This window comes from Micromonospora sp. NPDC048169, from assembly GCF_040652815.1.
Lineage (GTDB): Bacteria > Actinomycetota > Actinomycetes > Mycobacteriales > Micromonosporaceae > Micromonospora.
Genome location: NZ_JBEZMS010000023.1, coordinates 45,149 through 67,926 on the forward strand (window position 1 = coordinate 45,149; position 22,778 = coordinate 67,926).

A 22,778-nucleotide genomic window follows, 5' to 3' on the forward strand; every position below is an offset into this window, starting at 1 on the left:
GACGGACGCCCGGGACTGGAGTCCGGTCAGCCCGCGGCCGGGGTGGCGGCCCGGCGGGCCGGCCCGGAGAGCCGGCGCAGGAGCAGGCTGACGTTCTGGCCGCCGAACCCGAACGAGTTCGTCAGCGCGTGGCCGGCCCGGGTCGGCCGGGGCACGGCGCGAACGTGGTCCGCCTCGCACTCCGGGTCCGGGTCGTCCAGGTGGTAGGTGGGTGGCAGCAGGCCACCGTCGAGCGCCAGCGCGGTGGCGGCGGCCTCCAGCGCCCCTGACGCGCCGAGCAGGTGCCCGGTGAGCGCCTTGGTGGAGCTGACCGGCACGGCGCCGGCACCGAAGACCTCGGCCAGCGCGGTCGTCTCGGCGACGTCACCGAGCTTGGTGCCGGTGCCGTGCGCGTTGACGTACCCGACGTCGGCGGGCTCGACCCCGCCGGCCGCCAGCGCCCGGCGCATGCACGCCGCCGCGCCCGCCCCGTCCGGCCGTGGCGCGGTCGGGTGGTACGCGTCGGTGTTCGCCCCGAACCCGGCGACCTCGGCGTAGCCGCGCACACCCCGTCCGCCGGCGTGACCGGCGCGCTCCAGCACCAGCAGCGCCGCGCCCTCGGCGAGCACGAAACCGTTGCGCCGCTTGTCGAACGGGCGGCTCGCCTCGGTGGGCTCGTCCCAGCCGCGGGCCAGCGCCCGGGCGTTGCCGAACGTGTCGGCGAACGTCGGGAACAGCGGCGCCTCGCTCGCCCCGCACACCACCACGTCGGCCTCGCCGGCGCGGATGAGGCGTACCCCGTCGGCGACGGCCTGCGCGCCGGAGGCGCAGGCCGTGCCGACCGACGAGCTGTAGCCGCGGATGCCGTGCGCGATGGCGATCCGCGCCGAGGGCATGTTCGGCAGGATGCCGGTGAGCAGGTACGGGCTGACCGCCGCCCGGCCCCGGGCGGCCCTCGCCAGCACCTGGCCCTCCAGCGTGGCCATGCCGCCGACACCGCCGACGATCACCGCGATCCGCTCCGGGTCGACGTCGCGGCCCACCTCGATGCCGGCGTCGGCGAGCGCCTCGGCGGCGGTGATCAGGGCGAGCAGCACCACGCGGTCGAGCACCTTCGTCTCCGGGCCGGAGGCGACGCTGCGCGGGTCGATGTCCGGCAGCAGCCCGGCCACCTCCAGGCAGCCCGCCGCCGGGTGCCCCTCGGGCGGGCGGCGCAGCCCGGAGCGGCCGGTCAGCAGCGCGTCGAACGTGTCAGCGACGCCGCGTCCGGCCGGGGTGAACAGGCCCATGCCGGTGATGACGGCGGTCACGACGGCGCCTCGGTCAGGTAGCGCTCGCGCAGCGCCACCTTGCGCACCTTGCCGGTGACGGTGACCGGGATGTCGTCGGCGCGCACCGGGACGATCCGGCGCAGTGTGGCTGCCACGTCCGGGCCGAGCGCGGTACGGATCCGCTCGGTGCGGTCCGCCTCCGGGTCGGCCCCGGCGGCCAGCTCCAGCAGCACGTCGGTGGTGACGGTGCCGTCGTCCGCCTTGACGATCACGACTGTGCAGTCGGTGACGTCGGGGCAGGCGGCGAGGATGCGCTCCTCGGACAGCGCGGTGAAGAACCGTTTCCCGTCGCCGGCCTCGACCGAGTCGACCGCCCGGTCCAGGTGGTAGTAGCGGCCGTCCTCGTCGGCGTACACCAGGTCGCCGGTGAGGTACCAGCCGCGCAGCCGGAACCGGTACGTGGTGACCGAGTCGTTCCAGTAGCCGCGGAACAGCGACGGCGAGTCGATGCCGAGCCAGCCCACCTGCCCGGGCGGCAGCTCGTTGCCGTCGGCGTCGAGCACGGCGACCCCGGCGAACCGGTACGGGCGGCCGACGCAGCGGCCGTACCTGTCGGTGTCGCTGGTGTGCGTGATGTGGAACATCGAGTGGCCCATCTCGCTGGAACCCAGGCCGTCGATGAACACCGACCCGGGTACCCGGGTCACGCCGCCGCGCGTCACCACGTCCCGGGAGCCGACCGCGACCAGCCGCCGTACGTGCGGCTCGTGCGAGCAGTCACCGGTGTTGAACCACAGCCGCACCGAGTCCAGGTCGTAGCCGGACAGGTCGAAGCGGGCCAGTTCGGCCCAGGTGACGGAGAAGCCGAACACGCCGTCCGGACGCCACCGCTGGATCGCGTCGAGCACCCGCTCGCCGCCCTGCTCGGAGAGCAGGAACATCTCCGCCCGGTTGCCCAGCGCCTGGTTGACCATGAGCACGGTGGCGGTGTGCGGGGCGGGCAGCGCGTTGAGGATGCGCGTGGTGCCCTGCGCCTGCGGCATGGACAGCAGGTGGCGGGTGGCGGCGAACAGGCTGGCGTGCGAGTGCAGCACCGCCTTCGGCACACCTGTGGTGCCGGAGGTGTGGGTGATCACGATCGGGTCGTCCGGGTGGTGCCGGTAGTGCGCCGGTGCGGCGTCCGGGTCACCGGTGCCGGCCTGCGCGGGCTCGCCGAGCATCGGGGCGCCCAGGTCGTGTCCGGCCAGCGCCTCGGCGTGCGCGGCGTCGGCGAGCACCCCGGCGGCGCGCAGCCGGCGGATGTACTCGGCGGCGATCTCGGGGCGCAGCCTGCCGTTCATCAGCGCCGGGATGGCGCCGAGGCGGGTCAGCGCGAGGAACGACAGCACCATGTCGGCGGCGGTGCCGGCCCAGACCGCGACCGGGTCGCGTGGCTTCACCCCGCGCTCGTGCAGCCAGGCCGCCCGCGCGGCGACCATCCGGTCGAGCCGGCCCAGGGCCAGCGGTGTCTCGGCCGGGTGGCCGTCGACCTCGGTGTCGAACGTGAGCCCGGGCCCCTCCGGGTCGGCGCCGTGGGCCAGCACCCGGGCGAGCATGTTGCCCGCGCCCAGTTCCGCGTCGGCCGCCAGCGCGCCGCGCAGTCCCTTCGTCCTCATTGACGTGTCCCCTCCCCCAGCAGCACCGCCGTCGCCTCGCCCGGCGTACCGTCCGGTGCCAGTTCGATCAGGATCAGCAACGCCTGTGCGGCGTCGCCGTCGTACAGCAGCAGGTCCGCCTCGGCCTCCCCCTCGGCCCGCGCGTCGCCGGTCGGGCTCAGGCACACCACCGGCCCGTCCAGTCCCCAGCGCGCCGCGACGTGCCCGGCCACGCTGTTCGGCACCGACTGGAAGAAGAACAGCGGCCCGATCCGCCCGCCCTCGGCCACAGTGGCGCGCACGTGCGCCGCCCCGGCGGTGTCCCCACCGGCGCTGACCAGCACCACAGCGGTGCGGTTGCCGGGCGGCAGCGGCCCGGTGCCGTACCGCCGAGCGAGGCACCGTTCCGCCACCGCCGCCACCAGCGGGTGGAACGGCGAGTGCACGAACCCCGGCACCCCCGGCACTCCCGCCCCCTCATCCCCGGGCTCGGGCCACCGCGCCTCCGCGAGCACCACGACCCCGTTGCGCGATCTTGCGGTTGGTGCCCCCTCGGCGGGCGTTGTGCCCGTTTCTCCGGGGCCGGAAGTGCAAGATCGCGGGAGGTCGGGGTGGGTGGAGCCGGTCATGAGGTGCTCACCAGGAGGGCCGTGTCGGCGCCGCCGAAGGCGGCGTTGAGGGTCAGGGCGTGCTCGGTTCGCGCGGGGCGGGGGGCGTCGCGGATGACGTCCAGCGGGCACTGCGGGTCCGGACCGAGCCAGCCGGCGGTTACCGGCAGCTTGCCGTGCCGCAGGGCCAGCACCGTCACCACCAGCTCCAGCAGGCCGGACGCCTCCAGCGCGTGCCCGTGCACCGACTTGGTGGAGCTGACCGGCAACCGCCCGGTGTCCTTGCCGAACACCCGGGTCAGCGCCGCCGCCTCGGAGGCGTCGCTGAACGGGGTGCCGGTGGCGTTGGCGTTGACGTATCCGACCGCGTCCGGGGGCAGCCCGCCGCGGCGCAGCGCCGCCTCGGCCGCCCGGGCCAGCCCGAGCCCGTCCGGGTGCGGCTGGCACGGGTGGTACGCGTCCCCCGCCCGGCCCCACCCGGCCACGCTCGCCATCGTCTCGGCGCCCCGCCGGGCGGCGGCGCCCGCCGACTCCAGCACCACGGCGGCCACCCCGTCACCGAGCAGCAGGCCCTTGCGGCCGGCGCTGAACGGGCGCACCGCCCCGTCGGCGGCGAGCGCCCGCCCGGCGTCGAACAACGCGAACTGGTCCGGTTCGACCAGGTAGCCGGCCGCGACCACGACCCGCTCCAGGTCGCCCCGGCGGATCAGCGCCGCCGCGTCGGCGACCGCGCTGCTCGCCGACACGCACGCGGTGGTGTAGATCCGGGTACGCCCGCCCAGGCCGCACCGCGCGGCCAGGTGACCGGCGAGCGCCGGCACCGCCGGTTCGTCCCGCCCCTGCGGTACGGGCAGCGAGTGCGGCCCACCGTGGGTGGCCAGGAACAGCGCCGACTCCGCGCGCCCGGCCCGGTCCAGCCCGGCGGCCCGGGCGGCGGCGTCGATTCCGTCCGCCAGCTCGTCGGCGAGCGTGCCGGCGTCCGGCACTGTGGCCGCCACCGTCACCCGGCGGCCGGTGGTGTCGAAACGGCGCACCGGCGCGAACGCCGGGGTGCCGGTGAGCACCCCGGCCAGCAGCGCGTCCGCGCCCCTGCCGAGGGCGCTGAGCGCGTACGTGCCGGTGATCCGTACGGTCTCCCGCTCAGCCATCTGCGGGAGCGGTCAGGGAGCCACGGAACACCGCGAGCGCGTCGTCGACGGTGCGGATGCCGGCGAGCTGGTCGTCAGTCACGTCCAGCCGCCGGTCGTAGCGCTGCTCGACCATGTGCACCAGCCAGGCCAGCTCCATCGAGCCGAGCCGGTCCGGCACCTGGTCGGCGGGGCTCGCGGTCAGTTCGGCGAGCATGCTCACCAGGTCAGCTCGCCCCAGGTCGGGCTGACCGGACATCAGGACTCGTCGCTGTTCGCGGCCACCCGGTCGGCGACCATCGTGATGAACTCGCCGACGGTCATCAGCGCCAGCTTCTCCGACTCGTCGTCGGCGAACTTCAGGCCGTACCGGTCCTCGACGCGGACCGCGAGGTCGGCCAGGGCCAGCGACTCCAGGTCGACGCCGGAGGGGCCGAGGGTGGTGTCGTCGTCGAGTTCCTCCACGTCGTAGTTCATGTCGGCGAGCTGTTCGATGACGAAGGTGCGGACCTCGTCTCGCATGGGTTCAGACCTCTTCTCCGTGTACCGGCTGACGGTGCCCGGTCGGGACACCGTGTGCGTGGGAACCGGCCGCATCGGACGCGCGGGTGGCGCGTTCCTCGGCCGGTCCGGGTCGGGAATCGGGGTGGACCGGACGACCGGCGGGCGTACGGCGGGCGTGCGGTTCGTACAGGGGGCCGGTCACGACGCCGCGTCCCGCAGCGCCGGGACGGACCGGACCAGCTTTCCGGTGGTGGTGCGGGGCATCTGGTCGAGCAGGCGCAGGGTGCGGGGACGCTTGAAGCCGGCCAGCCGTTCGGCGATCAGCTTGTCCAGCGTCTCCTCGGTCAGCGAGCCGTCGGTCTGCGCGTACGCGGTGATGCCGTCGTCCCAGACCACCACCGCGGCGATGACACCGGGCAGCCCGGCGACTGTCGCCTCCACCTCGGTCAGGTCGACCTTCAGGCCGCCCACCGACACCTGCGAGTCCAGCCGGCCCTTGATGGTGACCAGGCCGGTGTCCGGATCGACCACGCCGGCGTCGCGGGTGTGCAGCCAGCCGTCGGCCCAGCGGGTCGGGTCGGCCGGCCCGACGTACGGGTTGTCCGGGCAGGACACCCAGAGCTCGCCGTCGCGCTCGCGTACCTCGATGCCGGGGGCGGGCGCGATGGCGGGGCGGTGCCGCCCGTACAGGTCGGTGCCGATGACGCCGACCTCGGTCATCCCGTACATGTTGCCCAGCGGTACGCCGTACCGGTCGGTGAACGCGTTCGCCACGGCGGCGGACACCAGCTCACCGCCGGTGGTCATGCGCTTGAGCTGCGGCAGCGGCCCGGCGGTCGTGGTGGAGGCGAGCAGCCCGATGTGGAACGGCACGCCGAGCACTGTGGCCGGGGTGTCCTGCGCGGCGACGGCGGCGAGGATCGCGTCGCCGCTGAGCCGTTCCGGCGGGCACAGCTCGACACCGGCGTGCAGACCGTAGAGCAGGCCGCCGACCAGGCCGAGCACGTGCACCATGCTGGGCAGCAGGATGATCCGCTCGCCGGGCAGCGCGACGCCGTCGATGCGGGTGTAGCGGTGCACCTCGGCGACCAGGTCGGCGGCGGTGCGGCCGATCACCTTGGACGGTCCGGTGGAGCCGGAGCTGAGCTGGATGACCGCGTGCGGGCTGCCCGCCGGGTGGTCGGAGTACGCGCTGACCCCGGCGGTGACGTCGACGAAGATCTTCAGCGCGCCGCCGCCGGAGCGGACCGGGGCGACCACCACCTGCGGGCTGAGCCGGCGCAGCGCCTGGTCGACCTCGTGGCCGGTGAGCCGGTGGTCGAGCAGCACGGCCTGGGCGCCGGTGCGCCAGGTGGCGAGCAGGTACGCCACGTACGTCAGCGAGGGCGGCAGGCGCAGCGCGGCGGCGCCTCCGGCGCGCAGCCCGGCCTCGGCGAGCGCCGTCTGCGCCTCGCCGACGAGCCGGCGCAGGGTGCCCTTGTCGACCGGTTCGGGCAGGCGCAGGCAGACGTCGCTGTCGTGTCCGGTGAACAGGATGTCGTCCACCCAGTCCACCGTCGTCGGGGCGGGATCCTCCGCCACGGGATGTGCAGTCACGACCGGCCACCGTTCCACTGAGGAACTGGGCGGATCCGCCCAGCGGTACGTCGTTCGGGTACGGACGGAACCCTACGGCGGCCCATTTTGCATCGCCAGATGCAAATGGCTAGATCAAAAACGGCGGCTGGGTGGATTGCCCAGGCTCGATCGGACAGGCAGGATCGGGCACACGCCGGCAAGGTAGCCCGCCGGCCGATGCTGTGCGCACTCGAAAATCCTGCCCGGGCAGCGGGCGGCGAGGCTCACGGCATGTTCCGCGCGGCCCGGCCCGACGACTTCCCGCAGGTCGTCCGCCTCTACCGGCAGCTCAACCCGGACGACCCGCACCTGACCGACGGCTCAGACGAACGGGCCTTCGCGCGGATCCTGGCCACCGAGGGGCCGCACCTGTTCGTGCTGGGGGTGGACGGTGCCTGCGGGTGCTCCGGGGACGCCAAGACGGCGTACCTGGCCCGGCCGTCGTGACGGTCAGCGCTCGCCCGCCGGTGGGGGCGCGGCGCCGCGCAGCACCAGCGCGCTGTTGAACCCGTCGAAACCGCGCGCCCCGACCAGCGCGATCCGGCTGCGCGGCGGGCGGGGCTCACGCAGGAACGTCAGCTCGCAGCCGGGCGCGGGCTCGTCCGGGCCGGCCGAGGCGGGCAGCATGCCACGGCGGAACGCCAGCAGCGCGGTGGCCGCGTCCAGCGCGGACCCGCCCTGGTGCGCCCGGCCGGTCAGCGGTTTCTGCGTGGTCACCGGCGGGGTCCGGACGCCGAACACGGTACGCAGCGCCGTTGCCTCGGCCCGGTCGTACGTGGGCACGCCGAGCGCGTCCGGCCAGATCACGTCCACGTCGTGCGGGCGTACCCCGGCGCGCTCCAGCGCGAGCCGCATCGCGCGGGCGTAGTGGGCCGGGTCGGGGCCGGTGGCCGGGTCGGTGGGCGCGGCGTCGTGGGTGGCCGCCCAGCCGGTGATCTCCCCGTAGACGCGGGCGCCCCGGGCCAGCGCGTGCCCCAGGTCCTCGACCACGAACACCGCGCCGCCCTCGGCCGGCACGTACCCGCTGGCCGCGACGTCGAACGGCCGGTACGCGCGCTGCGGGTCGGCCACGTCGCTGAGCAGGCCGGAACGCAGTTGGCAGGCCAGCGCGTACGGGCTCAGCGGGCACTCGGTCGCCCCGGCGATCACCACCGGGGTGCCCCGGCGGACGGTGCGCACCGCGTGCGCCAGGCTGTCCAGCCCGCCGGCCGACTCGGACACTGTCACCCCGGACGGTCCCTTGAACTGGTGGCGGATCGACAGCTGGCCGACGCTCGCGGCGTAGAACCACGCGATCGACTGGTACGCCCCGACGGTGCGGCTCGGCCCGCCCCACAGCCGTTGCAGTTCCCGCTGCCCGAACAGGTTGCCGCCGGAGGAACTGGCGAGCGTGACCGCCCACTTGTACGGGTCGGGCGACACCTCGGGCAGCCCGGCGTCGGCCAGCGCCAGTCTGGTGGCGGCGAAGCCGAGGTGGGTCCACCTGTCGGTCTGCACCCGCTGCCGGGTGTCGCTGAATCCGGCCGGGTCGAAGCCGGTCACCTCCCCGGCCACGCGCGTTGGATACCGCTCCGGGTCGAACAGCGTGATCGGCCCGGTGCGCCGGGTGCCGGCGACCACCGTGTTCCAGTGCGCCTCGGCCCCGATGCCGCTGGGTGCGACCACGCCGATGCCTGTCACCACCGCGCGCGCGGTCATGGTGCCGTCACCGCCAGCCGGCGGAACACCATGGCCGACTGGAAGCCGCCGAAGCCGCTGCCCACCGACAACGCCACGTCCACCGGCACCTCCCGGGCCTCGTTCGGCACGTAGTCCAGGTCGCACTCCGGGTCGCGGGTGGTCCAGTTCGCGGTGGGCGGGACCACGCCGTACTCGATGGCGAGCGCGCAGGCGGCCATCTCGATCGAGCCGATGGCGCCGAGCGAGTGGCCGACCATCGACTTGATCGAGCTGATCGGCACCCGGTACGCCGTCTCCCCCAGCGCCCGCTTGAACGCCGCCGTCTCGTGCCTGTCGTTCTGCCGGGTGCCGGAGCCGTGCGCGCTGACGTACGACACGGCCGACGGGGCGAGCCGCGCCTGCCGCAGCGCGTCGCTGATCGCCACCGCCATCTCCGCGCCGTCCGGGCGCAGCCCGGTCATGTGGAAGCCGTTGCTGCGGCCGGCGTACCCGGCGACCTCGCAGTAGACGTGCGCGCCCCGGCGGCGGGCGTGCTCGGCCTCCTCCAGCACCAGCACCGCCGCGCCCTCGGCGAGGACGAAACCGTGCCGGTCGGCGTCGAACGGCCGGGAGGCGTGCGCCGGGTCGTCGTTGTCCGGGCTGGTCGCGCCGATCGCGTCGAACGAGGCGACGGTGACCGGGGAGATCGGCGAGTCGGCGGCGCCGGCCAGCACCACGTCGGCCTCGCCGTCGGCGACGAGCTGGTGGGCGTACCCGATGGCGTCGATGCCGGAGGTGCAGCCGGTGGAGATGACCTGCGCGGGGCCGTGCAGGCCGTGCCGGCAGGCCACGTCGGCGGCCAGGCTGCTGGGCACCAGCGCCTGGTAGAGGTACGGCCCGCCGAGCGCGTGGTCGACCAGCCAGTGCCGGCCGGAGTCGCTGACCCGCACGTACTCCTGTTCCAGCGCCATGGTGCCGCCGACGGCGGTGCCGAGCACCACCCCGGCGCGTTCGCGCTGCGCGTCGGTGAGGGCCAGGCCGCTGTCCGCGAGCGCCTCGGCGGAGCAGGCGAGCGCGAACTGCGTGTACCTGTCGGCGCGCTGCCGCTCGGCGAGCGTGATCCCGGCGGCGTCCGGGTCGAAGTCGCACTCGGCGGCGATCTGGGACCGGAACGGCGACGGGTCGAAGAAACTGATCCGCCGCGTCGCGGTACGGCCCTCGGTGATCGTCTTCCAGAAGCGGTCCCGGGTGGCGCCACCGGGTGCGACCACACCGATGCCGGTGACCACGGTGCGCCGGCCGGTCACGACGGCTCCCGTGGCGGCGGTGCCGCGCTCTCGGTGTCGACGTGGCCCAGTTCCGGGCGGGGGGCGAGCGGTCCGAGGTGGAACACCACCTCGGCGGGCTCGTCGCCGGTGTTGCGCAGCCGGTGCCGGACGTCCTTCGGCACATAGAGCGCCTCCCCGGCGGCGAGCGGCACCGGCGCGTCGTCCAGGTCGACGGTGATCGCGCCCCGGGCGACGTAGAGGAACTCCTCGCTGTACGGGTGGTAGTGCTCGGCGATCCGCTCCCCCGGCGCGAGCGTGGCGACGCCCATGAAACCGGAGGTGCTGCCGACCGTCTTCGGGCCGAGCAGCACCCGCAGCTCGCCGCCGCGACGGCGGTCGGCGGGTACGTCGTGGACGGAGACCCGGGCGGTGGTGATGTCGGTCATCGCGCGCCTCCCGCGTACGCCCGCTCGATCTTCTCCTTGATCACGGCGAGCTGGATCGCGCTGTTGGTGTTGATCCGGTCGGTCATGCCGGCGTTGTCGACGGGCGCGTCCGGCTTCATCGCGAAGTCCTGCGTCCAGGTCATCCGGGTGCCGCCGGGCGTCTCGTCGTAGCGCCAGTGGATGCGCATGTACTCGAACGGGCCGGTCTCGACGCGCCGCGCCTGCACCTCGCGGGTGGCCGGGTCGGCGGTGCGCTCGCTGACCCAGCTCCACGCCACGCCGTTCTCATCCGGGTGCATGGTGAGCCGGAACCGCACGGTGTCGCCGTCGCGGTGCAGGATCTCCGCCACCGCGTACTCGGTGAACAGGTCCGGCCACCCGGCCACGTCGTTGGTGATCTCCCAGACCAGCGGCAGCGGCGCGTCGATCTCCACGGCGTTCTCGGTGTGCCCGGGTGGGTCCGACTTGCGGGCCACCAGGTCGGCGACGCCGGCGATGCTGAGCTGCCCGGCCTGTTCGGGGATCTTCACCCGCCACCTGTCGGCCACGACCGCCGACAGTTCGAGCAGCGCCAGCGAGTCCATGCCCAGCTCCTCCAGGCTCGCCGCGGGCGCGCCGGCGGCGGCGTCCGGGTCCAGGCCGCAGTGCGTGACCAGGATGTCGGTGATCTCGCGGGCGAGCGGGCGGTCGGGTGCGACTGTCATCGGTTCCTCCAGGTGGTCGGGCCGGCGGCGGGCACGGCGCTGACGGGGGTACGGCCGTCCGGTCCGGTCGCGCCGCGCGGGTCGGGTACGACGCCCCGCGCCGGGGACGCCCCGGGGACGCCGTCGCCGGGCGGGGCGTCGCCGTTCGGTGGGGCGCCGTCGGTGGGCGGGGTGAGCAGGCGTTCCACAAGCGCGGTGGTGTGCCGGGCGGCACGGAACGCCGGGTCGCGCAGCACCCGCCGGGCGAACGGGATGGTGGTACGCACGCCGGGGCCGGCCACGTCGAACTCGGCCAGCGCCCGGTCGAGCCGGTCCAGCGCGGCGTCCCGGTCCGGCGCCCACACCGCCACCTTCGCCAGCAGCGAGTCGTAGTGCGGGCTGACCAGGTAGCCGGCGTGGCCGTGGGTGTCGACCCGGGTGAACGGGCCGCCCGGCGGCCGGAACCGGTCCAGCCGGCCGGGGGCGGGCGCGAAGTCGCGGTCCGGGTCCTCCACGTTGACCCGGCACTCGATCGCCACGCCGTGCAGGCGGACGTCGGACTGGCGCAGCCGCAGCGGGGTGCCGTACGCGACGTGCAGCTGTTCCTGCACGAGGTCGATGCCGGTAACCATCTCGGTGACCGGGTGTTCGACCTGGATCCGGCAGTTGATCTCCAGGAAGTGGCAACGTTCGGCTTCGTCGACCAGGAACTCCACGGTTCCGGCGCCGGTGAAGCCGACCGACAGCGCGCCGCGCAGCGCCACCTCGGCGACGGTGTCCACCGTGGCCTGCCGCAGCGCGGGGGCGGGCGCCTCCTCGATCAGCTTCTGGTGCCGCCGCTGCACCGAGCAGTCCCGGGTGCCCAGGTGTACACCGTTGCCGTGGCCGTCGCAGAGCACCTGCACCTCGACGTGGCGGGCGTCGGCGAGGAACCGCTCGACGTACACCCGGTCGTCACCGAAGGCGACCTGCGCGGCGGCGCGGGTCCTGGCGTACGCGCGGGGCAGCTCGGCGGCGGAACGCACCACTGTCATGCCGCGCCCGCCCCCGCCCGCCGCGGCCTTCACGATGACCGGGTAGCCCACATCGGCGGCCACCTCCTGCGCCTCGCCGACGGTGGGCAGCGTCCGAACGCTGCCCGGCGGCAGCGGCAGCCCGGCCCGGCTCATCAGCGCCCGCGCCGTCGACTTGTCCGCGAGCGCGGACATCACCTGCGGCGGCGGGCCGACGAAGACCAGCCCGTTCTCGGCGCAGATCTCGGCGAAGTCGGCGTCCTCGGACAGGAAGCCGTAGCCGGGGTGCACCGCCTGCGCGCCGGTCTGCCGGGCGGCCTCCACGATCGCCGCCGCGTTGAGGTAGCTGCGGCGGCTGGCCGCCGGTCCGATCCGTACCGCCTCGTCGGCGAGCCGCACCGGCAGCGAGTCGGCGTCGGCGCTGGAGTGCACCACCACGGTGCGTACGCCGAGTTCCCGGCAGGCGCGCAGCACCCGCAGCGCGATCTCGCCCCGGTTGGCGATCAGCACCTTGTCGAACATCACCAGTCCTGTCCGGTGACCGGTTCCAGGGCGATCAGCGGCTGGTCGTACTCGACGGGCTTGCCGTCGTCGACGAGCACCTCGACCACCCGTCCGGCCTGGCCGGCGGTCACCTCGTTCATCAGCTTCATGGCCTCGACGATGCCGACCACCTGGCCCGGGCGGACCATGTCGCCGACCGCCACGAACGGCATCGCCCCCGGCTCGGGGGCCCGGTAGAACGTGCCGACCACCGGTGAGCGCACGGCCGGCCGGTCGATCACGGGCGCGGCGCGCGCGGCCGGTTCGGCGGCTCGCGCGGGTGTCGCCTCGACCGGTTCGGCGGCGCGCTGCGCCGGTGCCGCCGGGTCGTGCCACTCGACCTCCAGCACCGACTCGCCGCTACGCAGCCGCACCCGGCGTACCGGCCCGGCCAGGTCGGCGACGAGCTTGCGGGCCTGCCGGCGCAGCCCGTCGAGCACCTGCTCGGCCTCGGCGTCGGCCATCACGCCACCTCCGCCCGGCCACCGGCCGGGGAGGCGGCAGGGGACGGTCCGGCCGACCGGGCCGCGCCGAAGCGGCGGAAGCGCTGCCTCCGGCGGCGCACCAGGGTGGCCGGCGGGACGGTGAGCAGCGGGGCGAGGTTCGCCGCGACCGCCCGGCGCAGCAGCTCGGCCGCGCCCCCCGGGTCGGCGTGCGCGGCCGGGCGTGGCTCCGGCACCAGCTGGTCGACCACGCCGAGGCGGCACAGGTCGGCGCCGGTGAGCCGCAGCGCGCGGGCCGCCTGCGGGGCGGCCGAGCTGTCCGGCCAGAGGATCGCCGCGCAGCCCTCCGGGCTGATCACCGAGTAGACCGCGTGTTCCAGCATGAGCACCCGGTCGGCGACCGCGAGCGCGAGCGCGCCGCCGCTGCCGCCCTCCCCGGTGACCACCGCCACCACCGGCGTGGGCAGCACGGTGAGCGCCAGGATGTTCTCCGCGATCGCCGCCGCCTGACCCTGCTGCTCGGCGCTCACCCCCGGGTCCGCGCCGGGCGTGTCCACAAGCGTCACCACCGGAAGCCGCAGCCGCGCCGCGAGCCGCATCAGCCGCAGCGCCTTGCGGTGCCCGGCCGGGCTGGCCATGCCGAAGTTGCGGGTCACCAGCTCGGCTGTGGTGTGCCCCTTCTGGTGGCCGAGCACCATCACCGGCCGGCCGTCGAGGCGGGCGATGCCGCCGACGACTGCCTGGCAGTCCGCGCCGAGCCGGTCGCCGTGCAGCTCCACGAACCCGTCGAACGCCGTCTCCAGGTAGTCCAGCGTGGTCGGGCGACCGGGGTGCCGCGCCGTGCGTACCGTCTCCCAGGGGTCGCGGTCCGGGCCGGCCGGCGTGGCGGAGACGGCGGGCGCCGGGCGCGGCGCGGTCGGGGCCTCCGGCGCACGGCGGCCGGAGTCGGCGGCGGCGAGCAGCGCGGCGAGCCGGCCCCGCAGCGCGTGCCGGGGCACCACCATGTCCACCTGGCCGTGCCGCAGCAGGTACTCCGCGGTCTGGAAGCCCTCCGGCAGCTTCGCGCCGGTGACCTGGCGGATCACCCGGGGGCCGGCGAAACCCAGCCGGGCGCCGCTCTCGGCCAGCACCAGGTCGGTGTTCGTGGCGAAGGAGGCGGCCACCCCGCCGTACGTGGGATCGGTGACCACGCTGACCGTGAGCAGGCCGGCCTCCCGCATCCCCGCGAGGGCCTGGCTGACGGTGGCCATCTGCATCAGCGACAGCGCGCCCTCCTGCATCCGCGCGCCGCCGGACGCGGTCACCAGCACCAGCGGGATGCCGTCGGCGAGCGCCCGCTCGGCGGTGCGGGTGATCAGCTCACCGACCGCGCAGCCGAGGCTGCCGCCGAGGAAGCGGAAGTCCATCACCGCCAGCGCGACCGGGTGCCCGCCCAGCCGGGCGGTGCCGCACAGCACCGCCTCGTCCAGGCCGGTCGCCGCGCGGGCGGCCCCGAGCCGGTGCGGGTACGGCAGCTCGTCGACGAACTCGATCGGGTCGACGCGTACCGCCGGGTCGGGCAGCGGCACGAACGAGTCCGGGTCGGCCAGTTGCGCCACCCGGTCGGGCGCGTCCAGCCGGGCGTGCGCGCCGCACTCCGGGCAGACGTCCAGGTTGCGGCGCAGCCGCTTGCGGTAGAGCAGCGACGCGCATCCGTCACACCTCGACCAGAGCTGCTCGTCGCGCGGGGCGGTCGTGGTCACTGCGGCCGCCCGGCGGCGTCGCGCAGGTGAGCCGGCGCGTCGTACCGGTAGAAGCAGTGCGCCATCGCGTCGCGGGGTGAGCGCCAGGTCGGCAGGTACGGCGAGATGTACGGCCGCAGCCGCTCGCTGATCCGGACGAACTCCGGATGCCCCCGGTTGTCCTCGACCGCGCCCCGCGCCGGCGTCTCCGTCTCCAGCAGGTGGACGTAGAGGTCGTGCAGCCGGTACAGCGAACGGTGCCGGACGCCGACCAGGCCGGGCAGCTCTGTCGCGTCGGACTCGGCGAAGATCTCGGCCACCCGGTCCTCGGCCGTCGGCACCACCTTGGCGACGATGAGCGAACGGTCCATTCGCGCCTCCTGCACGTCCCGGTGCGCGGCGAACCAGTCGCGCCGCACGGATCGCCACACGGTCGCGCCAGGGGCGTCTACCGGGCGTCAACCGGGACCCATCGCGGCACAAACGTGGTGACGCTGCGTTGACGCAAGCTGTGCGTGAGCTATGCGAAGATCGCCTTCCGCTCTCCGGGTGACGACACTTCTTCGCAGATCACGGCCGTATTACCGAGCCCGCTATGGACAGTCGGGTGACCGACCTAGCGTTGACTGAGAGTAACAGGCGTTGATATTCTCCGTCTCGGTCAGCCCGGCCACGGTGGAGATTCCCGGCCGCGGCGGAGGCGTTCCGACACCGGCGTCGCGGGCGGCGTCCGGGCAACGGGAGACGGTCGGAACGAGGGTTCCGGTGCTGGGGGGTGCGCCGTGTCGGGTGGGTCGAGAATGCCGACGGCCGGCGTACCCGCGCCCCGGGTGTCACTGCACCTGCTCGGCGGTTTCCAGCTCCTGCACGACGACGCGCCGGTCGTCGTACCCCGGGGGTTGCAGCGCGTCATCGCCCTGATCGGCCTGCGTCCGGCCGCGACCCGCAGCCACCTCGCCGGGCTGCTGTGGCCGGAGACGCCGGAGGATCGGGCGCTGTCGTCGCTGCGTACCGCGCTGTGGCGGTTGCGGCAGGACCCGTGCTGCCCGCTGCGCACCGACGGCGACACCGTCCGCCTCGGGCCCACCGTCCGCCTCGACGTGGACGACCTGGTGGAGGCCGCGACGCTGGTCCGCGAGGGCGCCGTCCCGCGCGGCGCGACCGGCGCCGGACGCCACGACCTGCTCCCCGGCTGGTACGACGACTGGGTGCTGCTGGAACGCGAACGGCTGCGCCAGTTGCGCCTGCACATGCTGGAGGAGCTGGCCGGCAACCACCTCACCGCCGGCCGGCACGGCGAGGCGCTGGAGGCCGCGCTGGAGGCGATGGCCGCCGAGCCGCTGCGGGAGACCCCGCACCGCCTGGTGGTGCGCATCCACCTGGCCGAGGGCAACGCGTTCGAGGCGGTCCACTCCTTCTACGTCTACCGGGACCTGCTCCTGCGCGAACTGCGCCTGGAACCGTCTCCGGCGATGACAGCGCTGCTCGACGACACCCTCGCGCCGATCCGCCGGGCCAGCCGTCCGGAACCGCCGGCGCCGCGCCGCACGGACCGGCCCGCCAAGGCGGCCCCACCATCAATGCCCCGGGGTACGCGGTGACGTCGAGGTGACAGCGCGACCGGCACGGTGAGCGCAGCACCACGGCGGCGAGAGGGGTCACGATGAGTCGACTGTTGGTGGTCAGCCGGATCGTGCCGGGCGCACAGGGACGGGTGGCGCAGATCTTCGCCGAGGCCGACGCCACCGAACTCCCCCACCTCACCGGCGTCCGGCACCGTTCCCTGTATTACCTACACGACCTGTGCGTCCATCTGATGGAGACCGTCGACGTCGCCCCCGGCCTGGCCGGGGAACTGCGCGACAACCCGCTGTACGAGCAGGTGAACAAGCGGCTCTCCGCGCACACCTCGCCGTACCTGCCGACCTGGCACTCCCCCCGCGACGCCGTGGCCGGCTGCTTCTACAGCTGGGACGCCGCCGACGCGCCCGCGCCGGGCCGGATCCACTGACCGGCCACGGGCGACGGACGGGGCGCCCCGGAACCACGCACGGCACCCGGGTTCCGGGGCGTCTCCCCGCCGCCGCCCGGCCGCCCGCGGCGCACACTCGGTCACCCGCCGGCCACCGGCCGACACCTTCGGTCCCACCGCCGCGGCCCGGCCCTGGCCTGCCTGTCGTACGTCACGCGCGTGTGCGAAGCTGCCCCGAGTCTTTCGCCCCCGTCGTGCACGTACAGAGAAGGAGGTTGGCCATGCCGTCGAGCTTCGGGCAGTGGCTGTTCGTGATACTGGCCCTGCTCATCGGATTCGGCGCCGGCTGGTTCGTCGTCGGCCGCCGGTCCGGCGCCCCGGCGACGCCCTCGGCGGAGACCGCCCCCGAGGTCACCGCCACCGTCGACGAGCCGCGCCCGGTCGCGGTGGTCGACGAGCCCCCGGCGACCGCCACGGTGGCCGAGCAGCCCGCGCCCACCGAGACCGCGACCGCCGAGCCGGCCGTGGCGACCGCCGCCGAGGCCGCCGCCGAGCCCGAGCCGGTCGCCGAGGCCGGGCCGGTCGCCGTCGCCACCGATCGTCCGGTCGAGGAGCCGGCCGCCACGGTGGCCGGTGCGGACCAGTCCGCGACCGGCACCGATGTGGACGAGCCGGCCGGGTCCCCGGCGCTCGTCGCCGAGTCGGAGCCCTTCGCGGCGGAGCCGGAGCGCGCCCCCGTCGCCGTGCCGGCACAGTCGACACTGGCCGACGAGCCGGACGCCACGGCGTCGCCGGCCGGCCCGGCCACGGAGCCCACCGCTGATGCCGCGCCGTCACCCGTCGCGGCCACGGAGCCCGCCGAGACCACGGAGCCCGTCGAGCCGATCGAGCCGGTCGCTGCCGAGCCGGTCGCTGCCGAGCCGGTCGCTGCCGAGCCGGCCGTCGTGCCCGCGCCGCGCGCGTCTGCCGAGAACGATGCTCCGGCCGACGCGGCCGACACCGCGCCGGACGACTTCCGGCGGATCCAGGGCATCGGGCCGAAGCTGGCCACCGCGCTCCAGGACGCCGGGATCCGTACCTACCGGCAGCTCGCCGAACTGGACGAGGTCACGCTGCGGCAGACCGTGAAGGCCGCCGGGCTGCGCACCGCGCCCGGCCTGGCCACCTGGCCGCAGCAGGCGAAGGTGCTGGCGGGTGCCCCCGCCGACGCCGACCGGGTGCTCCCGGCCGCCGCGGAGTAGACAGCCGTCCGCGTTCCGGGCCGGTGGTGACGAGTTGTCGCCACCGGCCCGGCGCGTTTCCGGCCCCGCCACCTCCCGGCCGGCGGGCACCGGACCGGTATGCCGGAAAGCCGACCACGGGGGTACGGGCGTCGCTACCGTCGGTGAGGGGCCCGGACGGCCCGCCGCGCGTACCGCCTTCCGCAGGAGCATGTCGTGCCCACCGCAGCGCCGGAGCCCGCCGGCCGGCGACCGCCGGTCCGCGACCCGGAGGCGCCGCGCCGGGTGACCCTGCTCGAACTCTTCTTCGACCTGGTCTACGTGGCCGCGCTCGCGTTGATCTCACGTCACCTGATCGGGTCGGTGACCTGGGAACGGGCCGCCGAGTCCCTGGTCATGCTGATGGCGATCTGGTGGACCTGGGCGATCACCACGCTGGTCACCGACATCTACGATCCGCAGCGCACCGAGATCAAGCTGCTGATCGTGGCGGTGATGTTCGGCGCGCTGCTGATGACCACCGCCATCCCGGAGGCGTTCAGCTCCCGCGGGCTGGTGTTCGCCGGGACGTACGTGGCGATCCATCTCGGACGCGGGCTCTTCCTCATGCCCGCCGTGCGGTGGGACGCGCAGAGCAACAAACGGGCCGTGCGCATCTTCGTCTGGTTCGCCGTGTCGGCGGTGCCCTGGTTGATCGGCGCGCTGGCCGCGCACGGCACCGCCCGGCTCCTGCTCTGGTTCGGCGCGCTGGCCATCGACTACCTGGGATTCCGGCTGGCGTATCCGGTGCCGGTCCTGGGTGCGGTGCCGGACGCCCAGCGCAACGTGACGGCCGAGCACCTGTCCGAGCGGTACCAGCAGTTCTTCATCATCGCGCTCGGCGACGCCGTGCTGGTCGCCGGCACGGTGTTCAGCACGCACCACTCCGAGGTGGAGAACCTGGTCGCCTTCACCGTCGCGTTCACCACCACGCTGCTGCTCTGGCGCATCTACGTGCACAAGTCCGGCGAGCTGCTGCCGCACGCCATCGCCCGGGCCGACCGGCCGAACCGGTTCCTCAACACCGCGCCGTACACGCATCTGCTGATGGTGGCCGGGGTGGTGACCACCGCGGCGGGCTTCGACCTGGTCCTGCTGGAGCCGACCGGCCACACGCCGCCGGCCTGGCTGGCGGTGATCCTCGGCGGGCCGGCGATGTTCCTGGCCGGGCGGGCCGCCTTCGAGTACGAGGTGTTCAGCCGGGTGTCGTCGTCCCGGCCGGGCGGCGTGCTGGCGTTGCTGACGATCGCCCCGGCCGGGTTGTACCTGGCGCCGGTCTACGCCTCGGCCGGGGCGATGCTGGTGCTGGCCGGGGTGGCGTTCGCCGACTACCTCCGCAGCCGGGGCCGACCGCCCGAGGAGCCGATGCCGCCACACTGAGGTAATCGGAATCGGCCGCGCCGGCACCGGTGCGCCGTTTGGCGGATCACCCGCACGGGGTACATGGCCTCCACCTCGAAATCCACCACGACCCCAGTGGAGGCAACTGATGCGCGGCACCTCGATAGTCGGCGTCCTGGTCGTCATCTGGCTCATCATCGGCGCCATCGCCGCCGGTCAGCGCGGCTACTACGGCAACGACGAAACCAACTGTGCGGAGGCGGGCACGATCCTGGTCACCATCGTGGCCGGCCCGCTGAACTACATCGGCGCCAACCCGAAGGTGGACTGCAAGCTGCCGGAGCCGTCGAAGTAGGCCGTCGCCCCGTACTTCCCCTCGGCCCGCGCCCGCCCGGCGAGCGCGGGCCGTTCCGTGCCCGCCGCGCGGTCGGTCACCACCCCTAGACCGTCCTAGGAGGCTGGGTCTCGCCTGGTTTGCCCGCCGGTCGGGTGGGAACGGCAGCGGTTCGGTAGGAACGGCAGCGGTTCGCCGACGACGGAACGGAGACCGGGCATGCGGATCGGCTACAAGCTCGCCTCGGAGGCGTTCGGGCCGCGGGAACTCATCCGGCAGGCGGTCCGGGCCGAGGAGGCCGGCTTCGACTTCGTCGAGATGAGCGACCACTACCACCCCTGGCTGGAGGCGCAGGGGCACTCCTGTTTCACCTGGAGCGCGCTCGGCGCGATCGCCGCCCGCACCACCACCCTCGGCTTGGCGACCGGCGTCACCTGCCCGTCGGTGCGCTACCACCCGGCGATCGTCGCGCAGGCCGCCGCCACCATGGCGCTGATCTCCGACGGGCGGTTCACGCTCGGGGTGGGCGCCGGGGAGCGGCTCAACGAGCACGTCGTCGGGCAGGGGTTCCCCAGCGTCCGGGGGCGGCACGAGCGGCTGCGCGAGGCGTTGGAGATCATCCGGCTGCTCTGGCAGGGTGGCTACCGCTCGTACGACGGCCGGCACCTGCACCTGGAGGACGCCCGGATCTGGGACCTGCCCGAGCAGCCGCCGGTGATCGCGGTGGCGGCCAGCGGCCGGGAATCCGCCGGTCTCGCGGCCGAACTGGGCACCGGCCTGTTCGCCACCGAGCCGAAGTCGTCGATCGTCGACCAGTACCGCAACGCGGGCGGCCAGGGTCCGCGCTACGCCGAGGTGCCGATGGCCTGGGCCGCCGACGAGGAGTCGGCGGTGCGCGCGGCCCGGGAGACCAGCCGCTGGGCGGTCACCGGCTGGAAGGTGATGAGCGAGCTGCCCAACCCGGTGAACTTCGACGCCGCCACCACCTGGGTCGAGGACCACCACATCCGGCAGCAGTTCTCCGTCGGCCCGGACGCCGAGCCGCACGTGGCGAAGGCACGGACGTACGTCGAGGCCGGCTTCGACCACATCGTGCTGCAGAACGCCGGGCCGGACCCGGACGGCTTCCTGGACTTCTGCGCCGGCGACCTGCTCGCCCGGGTCCGCGCGCTCGGCTAGTCCCGCCGCCGGGCCGGTCCCCCGCGCCTCAGCCGCCGACGTGGATGCCGGGGCGGCGGGTCGGGTCCGGCTCGGACTTGCGGATGATCTCCCGCACCACCGGCGGGGTGTCGCCCCGGCCGAGGATGAGATAACGCAGCAGATGCGCGATCGGATTGCCCTCCGACCACTCGAAGTGACAGTGCGGGCGTACGCCGGTGGCGTCGCGCAGGGCCAGCAGGATCGCGGCTATCGCGTTCGGCGCGGCCGGGCTGCTGGCGCGCAGGATCCGGTAGCCGCCGGATTCCACCCCGCGCACCCGCAGCACCTGGCTGAACTGGGACGGGTCGCTCACGTCGATCTCCAGGAACAGCACGTCGGCGGCGCCGGGCACCGGGTTCATCGACCGCTGCGCCCGTTCCTTGACCCGGTACTCCTTGACCGACCCGCTCTGCCGCTTGTGGGCGATCAGGTGCAGCCGCCCGTCCCGGGCGACCGACTCGTCGACGAAGCGGCGGGCCGCCTCGTCGAACTCGATCCGCTCGGCGCGCAGCTCGGTGGTACGGGTGACCCGGGAGATGAGCGACACCGCGATGATCCCGGCGATGAAGAAACCGGAGATGGTGATCCCGTCCGGCTTCTCCACCACGTTCTCCACAAGCGCGTACAGCAGCACGGCGGTGAGCAGCGCGAACCCGGCAGCGGCCGCGCGGCCGCGAGCCCGCCACGCCGCGATGGTGACCGCTATCGCGCCGGAGACCATCATCGCGAGGATGCCGGTGGCGTACGCGCCGGCCTGGGCGTTCACGTCGGCGGAGAAGGCGATCGTGATGGCGACGCTGATCGCGGTGTAGACCAGCACCACCGGGCGCACCGCCCGTCCCCACTCCGGCGCCATGCCGTACGACGGCAGGTAGCGGGGCACGATGTTGATCAGCCCGGCCATCGCCGACGCCCCGGCGAACCAGAGGATGAGCACGCTGCTGATGTCGTACACGGTGCCGAACGCCTCGCCGAGGTGCTCGTGGGCGAGGAACGCCAGCGCCCGCCCGTTCGCCGGCCCGCCGGGGGCGAACGCCCCGGGCGGGATCAGCACCGTGGTGACGAACGTGGTGGCGATCAGGTAGACCGACATGATCAGCGCGGCGGCGGTGAGCAGCCTTCGGGTGTTGCGGATCCGGGCGTCCAGCCGCCGCCGCGGGTCGTCGCCCTCGCCGCGCACCAGCGGCATCATGCTCACCCCGGTCTCGAAGCCGGACAGGCCGAGCACCAGCAGCGGGAACGCGAGCACGCTCGTGACCAGGACGTCGCCGGGCCCGCCGGTGTGCGCCAGCCGGCCGGTCCAGTCGCCGAGCAGGCCCGGGTCGGCGACCACCTCGGCCACCCCGGCGACCACCACCACCGCGTTCAGCGTCAGGAACGCCACCACGAGCGGGATGGCGACCTGCACGGCCTCGCTGAACCCGAGCAGGAACACGCCGCCGAGCACGAGCAGCAGCACCACCGTGACCAGCACCGCCGCCGCGCCGCCGTGCGGGAACGACGCGGGCAGGACCGGGTTCTCCAGCAGGTGCACGCTGGCGTCGGCGGCGGAGAGGGTGATCGTGATGATCCACGAGGTGGCGACGAAGCCGAGCAGCACCAGCACGAAGACCTTGCCGCGCCAGAACGGCAGCAGCCGCTCCAGCATGGCCACCGAGCCCTGCCCGTGCGGGCTCTCCCGGGCCACCCGGCGGTACATCGGCAGCATCCCGAGCAGGGTCAGCGCCACGATCAGCAGCGTGGCCAGCGGGCTGAGCGCGCCGGCCGCCACGGCGGCGATGCCGGGCAGGTAGGACAGCGTGGAGAAGTAGTCGACGCCGGTCAGGCACATCACCTGCCACCACGGGTGGGACCGGGTCTGGTGCTCGCCGACCTCCGGGCCGACCGGCTCGACGCGGTGCGCGAACAACCACCTGTGCAGCCGTCCCGCCGGGGCCGCTGGCCGCGCCGGGGCCGCCACCCGTTCCGGCAGTTCCGGCACGGTGCGGCCGGCGTGGTCGCCGTGTCGCCCGGCCCGGGCCGCCGCGGCCGCGTGCGCCTCCCGGCGCCGGTTCCGCGTACGCCGGGGCTGTTCCGGCTCCCCCGCCTGCCCCATCTGCTCCCCTTCGTCCCTATGAAGACGGTAGGGGGTGTCCCGGGCGCGGCCCGGCCGAACC

General features: G+C 74.5%; 23 protein-coding genes. 7 read left to right on the plus strand and 16 right to left on the minus strand.

All coding sequences use genetic code 11. The features are described 5' to 3' along the window. Nucleotides 1–26 precede the first annotated feature (26 nt). The 7 genes from AB0D28_RS19980 to AB0D28_RS20010 form a co-directional block, all read right to left on the minus strand. Nucleotides 27–1,289 carry a beta-ketoacyl-[acyl-carrier-protein] synthase family protein gene (locus tag AB0D28_RS19980; RefSeq protein WP_357387731.1) on the minus strand — a complete coding sequence of 421 codons (1,263 nt, stop codon included), beginning with the start codon at nucleotides 1,287–1,289 and terminating at the stop codon, nucleotides 27–29. Beyond that, complete coding sequence (locus tag AB0D28_RS19985; protein ID WP_357387732.1) at nucleotides 1,286–2,905, minus strand: class I adenylate-forming enzyme family protein; 1,620 nt, start codon at nucleotides 2,903–2,905, stop codon at nucleotides 1,286–1,288. The genes AB0D28_RS19980 and AB0D28_RS19985 overlap by 4 nt, the downstream gene beginning before the upstream one ends. Further along, complete coding sequence (locus tag AB0D28_RS19990) at nucleotides 2,902–3,402, minus strand: beta-ketoacyl synthase chain length factor (RefSeq protein WP_357387734.1); 501 nt, start codon at nucleotides 3,400–3,402, stop codon at nucleotides 2,902–2,904. Before AB0D28_RS19990 ends, AB0D28_RS19985 begins: the two co-directional genes overlap by 4 nt. A gap of 107 nt (nucleotides 3,403–3,509) precedes the next feature. Then, nucleotides 3,510–4,640, minus strand: a complete 1,131-nt coding sequence (locus tag AB0D28_RS19995) for a beta-ketoacyl synthase N-terminal-like domain-containing protein (protein WP_357387736.1) — start codon at nucleotides 4,638–4,640, stop codon at nucleotides 3,510–3,512. Next, nucleotides 4,633–4,878, minus strand: coding sequence for an acyl carrier protein (locus AB0D28_RS20000; RefSeq protein ID WP_357387738.1), 246 nt, complete (start codon nucleotides 4,876–4,878; stop codon nucleotides 4,633–4,635). Before AB0D28_RS20000 ends, AB0D28_RS19995 begins: the two co-directional genes overlap by 8 nt. Further along, entirely contained in the window at nucleotides 4,878–5,141 is a 264-nt protein-coding gene (locus tag AB0D28_RS20005) for an acyl carrier protein (protein WP_357387740.1), read from the minus strand. The genes AB0D28_RS20000 and AB0D28_RS20005 overlap by 1 nt, the downstream gene beginning before the upstream one ends. Before the next feature lie 180 nt (nucleotides 5,142–5,321). Next, nucleotides 5,322–6,719: a fatty acid--CoA ligase family protein gene (locus tag AB0D28_RS20010; RefSeq protein WP_357387742.1), complete on the minus strand. Its 1,398-nt coding sequence runs from the start codon at nucleotides 6,717–6,719 to the stop codon at nucleotides 5,322–5,324. A gap of 252 nt (nucleotides 6,720–6,971) precedes the next feature. On the opposite strand from AB0D28_RS20010, the gene AB0D28_RS20015 reads away from it, so the two are divergent. Further along, the gene (locus tag AB0D28_RS20015; RefSeq protein WP_357387744.1) at nucleotides 6,972–7,187 is read left to right on the plus strand and encodes a hypothetical protein; all 216 of its coding nucleotides are present in this window, start codon (nucleotides 6,972–6,974) and stop codon (nucleotides 7,185–7,187) included. A gap of 3 nt (nucleotides 7,188–7,190) precedes the next feature. On the opposite strand, the gene AB0D28_RS20020 is transcribed toward AB0D28_RS20015, so the two are convergent. From AB0D28_RS20020 to AB0D28_RS20055, 8 genes are read right to left on the minus strand one after another with little or no spacing between them, the layout of a single operon-like run. Continuing rightward, entirely contained in the window at nucleotides 7,191–8,438 is a 1,248-nt protein-coding gene (locus AB0D28_RS20020) for a beta-ketoacyl synthase N-terminal-like domain-containing protein (protein WP_357387746.1), read from the minus strand. Continuing rightward, complete coding sequence (locus AB0D28_RS20025) at nucleotides 8,435–9,706, minus strand: beta-ketoacyl-[acyl-carrier-protein] synthase family protein (protein WP_357387748.1); 1,272 nt, start codon at nucleotides 9,704–9,706, stop codon at nucleotides 8,435–8,437. The genes AB0D28_RS20020 and AB0D28_RS20025 overlap by 4 nt, the downstream gene beginning before the upstream one ends. Continuing rightward, on the minus strand, nucleotides 9,703–10,113 hold the full coding sequence (locus tag AB0D28_RS20030; protein WP_357387750.1) for a cupin domain-containing protein: 411 nt from the start codon (nucleotides 10,111–10,113) through the stop codon (nucleotides 9,703–9,705). The genes AB0D28_RS20025 and AB0D28_RS20030 overlap by 4 nt, the downstream gene beginning before the upstream one ends. Further along, the gene (locus AB0D28_RS20035; RefSeq protein WP_357387752.1) at nucleotides 10,110–10,817 is read right to left on the minus strand and encodes an SRPBCC family protein; all 708 of its coding nucleotides are present in this window, start codon (nucleotides 10,815–10,817) and stop codon (nucleotides 10,110–10,112) included. The genes AB0D28_RS20030 and AB0D28_RS20035 overlap by 4 nt, the downstream gene beginning before the upstream one ends. Next, nucleotides 10,814–12,331 carry an acetyl-CoA carboxylase biotin carboxylase subunit gene (locus tag AB0D28_RS20040; protein ID WP_357387754.1) on the minus strand — a complete coding sequence of 506 codons (1,518 nt, stop codon included), beginning with the start codon at nucleotides 12,329–12,331 and terminating at the stop codon, nucleotides 10,814–10,816. Before AB0D28_RS20040 ends, AB0D28_RS20035 begins: the two co-directional genes overlap by 4 nt. Continuing rightward, nucleotides 12,331–12,816 (minus strand): acetyl-CoA carboxylase biotin carboxyl carrier protein, encoded by a 486-nt coding sequence (gene accB, locus AB0D28_RS20045; protein ID WP_357387756.1) that lies wholly within the window; start codon nucleotides 12,814–12,816, stop codon nucleotides 12,331–12,333. The genes AB0D28_RS20040 and accB overlap by 1 nt, the downstream gene beginning before the upstream one ends. Then, the gene (locus tag AB0D28_RS20050; protein ID WP_357387758.1) at nucleotides 12,816–14,537 is read right to left on the minus strand and encodes an acetyl-CoA carboxylase carboxyltransferase subunit alpha; all 1,722 of its coding nucleotides are present in this window, start codon (nucleotides 14,535–14,537) and stop codon (nucleotides 12,816–12,818) included. Before AB0D28_RS20050 ends, accB begins: the two co-directional genes overlap by 1 nt. Further along, complete coding sequence (locus AB0D28_RS20055) at nucleotides 14,534–14,887, minus strand: TcmI family type II polyketide cyclase (RefSeq protein ID WP_357387760.1); 354 nt, start codon at nucleotides 14,885–14,887, stop codon at nucleotides 14,534–14,536. The genes AB0D28_RS20050 and AB0D28_RS20055 overlap by 4 nt, the downstream gene beginning before the upstream one ends. Nucleotides 14,888–15,298: 411 nt before the next feature. Here AB0D28_RS20055 and AB0D28_RS20060 point away from each other — a divergent pair, with 411 nt between their 5' ends. The 6 genes from AB0D28_RS20060 to AB0D28_RS20085 all read left to right on the plus strand — a co-directional run bounded on the left by AB0D28_RS20060 (nucleotide 15,299) and on the right by AB0D28_RS20085 (nucleotide 20,601). Beyond that, nucleotides 15,299–16,117 carry a BTAD domain-containing putative transcriptional regulator gene (locus tag AB0D28_RS20060; protein WP_357387762.1) on the plus strand — a complete coding sequence of 273 codons (819 nt, stop codon included), beginning with the start codon at nucleotides 15,299–15,301 and terminating at the stop codon, nucleotides 16,115–16,117. A 62-nt stretch (nucleotides 16,118–16,179) separates the two neighbouring features. Continuing rightward, complete coding sequence (locus tag AB0D28_RS20065; protein WP_357387764.1) at nucleotides 16,180–16,527, plus strand: TcmI family type II polyketide cyclase; 348 nt, start codon at nucleotides 16,180–16,182, stop codon at nucleotides 16,525–16,527. 242 nt (nucleotides 16,528–16,769) lie between these two features. Then, on the plus strand, nucleotides 16,770–17,729 hold the full coding sequence (locus AB0D28_RS20070) for a helix-hairpin-helix domain-containing protein (protein WP_357387766.1): 960 nt from the start codon (nucleotides 16,770–16,772) through the stop codon (nucleotides 17,727–17,729). 195 nt (nucleotides 17,730–17,924) lie between these two features. Further along, nucleotides 17,925–19,127 carry a low temperature requirement protein A gene (locus AB0D28_RS20075; protein ID WP_357387768.1) on the plus strand — a complete coding sequence of 401 codons (1,203 nt, stop codon included), beginning with the start codon at nucleotides 17,925–17,927 and terminating at the stop codon, nucleotides 19,125–19,127. 109 nt (nucleotides 19,128–19,236) lie between these two features. After that, a complete protein-coding gene (locus tag AB0D28_RS20080) occupies nucleotides 19,237–19,443 on the plus strand; it encodes a hypothetical protein (protein WP_013286658.1) in 207 nt (68 codons plus the stop codon). A 198-nt stretch (nucleotides 19,444–19,641) separates the two neighbouring features. Continuing rightward, a complete protein-coding gene (locus AB0D28_RS20085) occupies nucleotides 19,642–20,601 on the plus strand; it encodes a TIGR03557 family F420-dependent LLM class oxidoreductase (RefSeq protein ID WP_357387770.1) in 960 nt (319 codons plus the stop codon). 28 nt (nucleotides 20,602–20,629) lie between these two features. Here AB0D28_RS20085 and AB0D28_RS20090 read toward each other — a convergent pair whose 3' ends face one another. After that, nucleotides 20,630–22,717: an amino acid transporter gene (locus AB0D28_RS20090; protein ID WP_357387772.1), complete on the minus strand. Its 2,088-nt coding sequence runs from the start codon at nucleotides 22,715–22,717 to the stop codon at nucleotides 20,630–20,632. Nucleotides 22,718–22,778: the final 61 nt, after the last annotated feature.

Coding starts and splice junctions, on each gene's coding strand:
- AB0D28_RS20035 (WP_357387752.1), bottom strand. CDS start 10,817: ATGACAGTCGCACCCGACCGCCCGCTCGCCCGCGAGATCACCGACATC.
- AB0D28_RS20070 (WP_357387766.1), top strand. CDS start 16,770: ATGCCGTCGAGCTTCGGGCAGTGGCTGTTCGTGATACTGGCCCTGCTC.
- AB0D28_RS20005 (WP_357387740.1), bottom strand. CDS start 5,141: ATGCGAGACGAGGTCCGCACCTTCGTCATCGAACAGCTCGCCGACATG.
- AB0D28_RS20030 (WP_357387750.1), bottom strand. CDS start 10,113: ATGACCGACATCACCACCGCCCGGGTCTCCGTCCACGACGTACCCGCC.
- accB (WP_357387756.1), bottom strand. CDS start 12,816: ATGGCCGACGCCGAGGCCGAGCAGGTGCTCGACGGGCTGCGCCGGCAG.
- AB0D28_RS20015 (WP_357387744.1), top strand. CDS start 6,972: ATGTTCCGCGCGGCCCGGCCCGACGACTTCCCGCAGGTCGTCCGCCTC.
- AB0D28_RS20090 (WP_357387772.1), bottom strand. CDS start 22,717: ATGGGGCAGGCGGGGGAGCCGGAACAGCCCCGGCGTACGCGGAACCGG.
- AB0D28_RS20055 (WP_357387760.1), bottom strand. CDS start 14,887: ATGGACCGTTCGCTCATCGTCGCCAAGGTGGTGCCGACGGCCGAGGAC.
- AB0D28_RS20085 (WP_357387770.1), top strand. CDS start 19,642: ATGCGGATCGGCTACAAGCTCGCCTCGGAGGCGTTCGGGCCGCGGGAA.
- AB0D28_RS20020 (WP_357387746.1), bottom strand. CDS start 8,438: ATGACCGCGCGCGCGGTGGTGACAGGCATCGGCGTGGTCGCACCCAGC.
- AB0D28_RS20080 (WP_013286658.1), top strand. CDS start 19,237: ATGCGCGGCACCTCGATAGTCGGCGTCCTGGTCGTCATCTGGCTCATC.
- AB0D28_RS19985 (WP_357387732.1), bottom strand. CDS start 2,905: ATGAGGACGAAGGGACTGCGCGGCGCGCTGGCGGCCGACGCGGAACTG.
- AB0D28_RS20000 (WP_357387738.1), bottom strand. CDS start 4,878: ATGTCCGGTCAGCCCGACCTGGGGCGAGCTGACCTGGTGAGCATGCTC.
- AB0D28_RS20065 (WP_357387764.1), top strand. CDS start 16,180: ATGAGTCGACTGTTGGTGGTCAGCCGGATCGTGCCGGGCGCACAGGGA.
- AB0D28_RS20040 (WP_357387754.1), bottom strand. CDS start 12,331: ATGTTCGACAAGGTGCTGATCGCCAACCGGGGCGAGATCGCGCTGCGG.
- AB0D28_RS19995 (WP_357387736.1), bottom strand. CDS start 4,640: ATGGCTGAGCGGGAGACCGTACGGATCACCGGCACGTACGCGCTCAGC.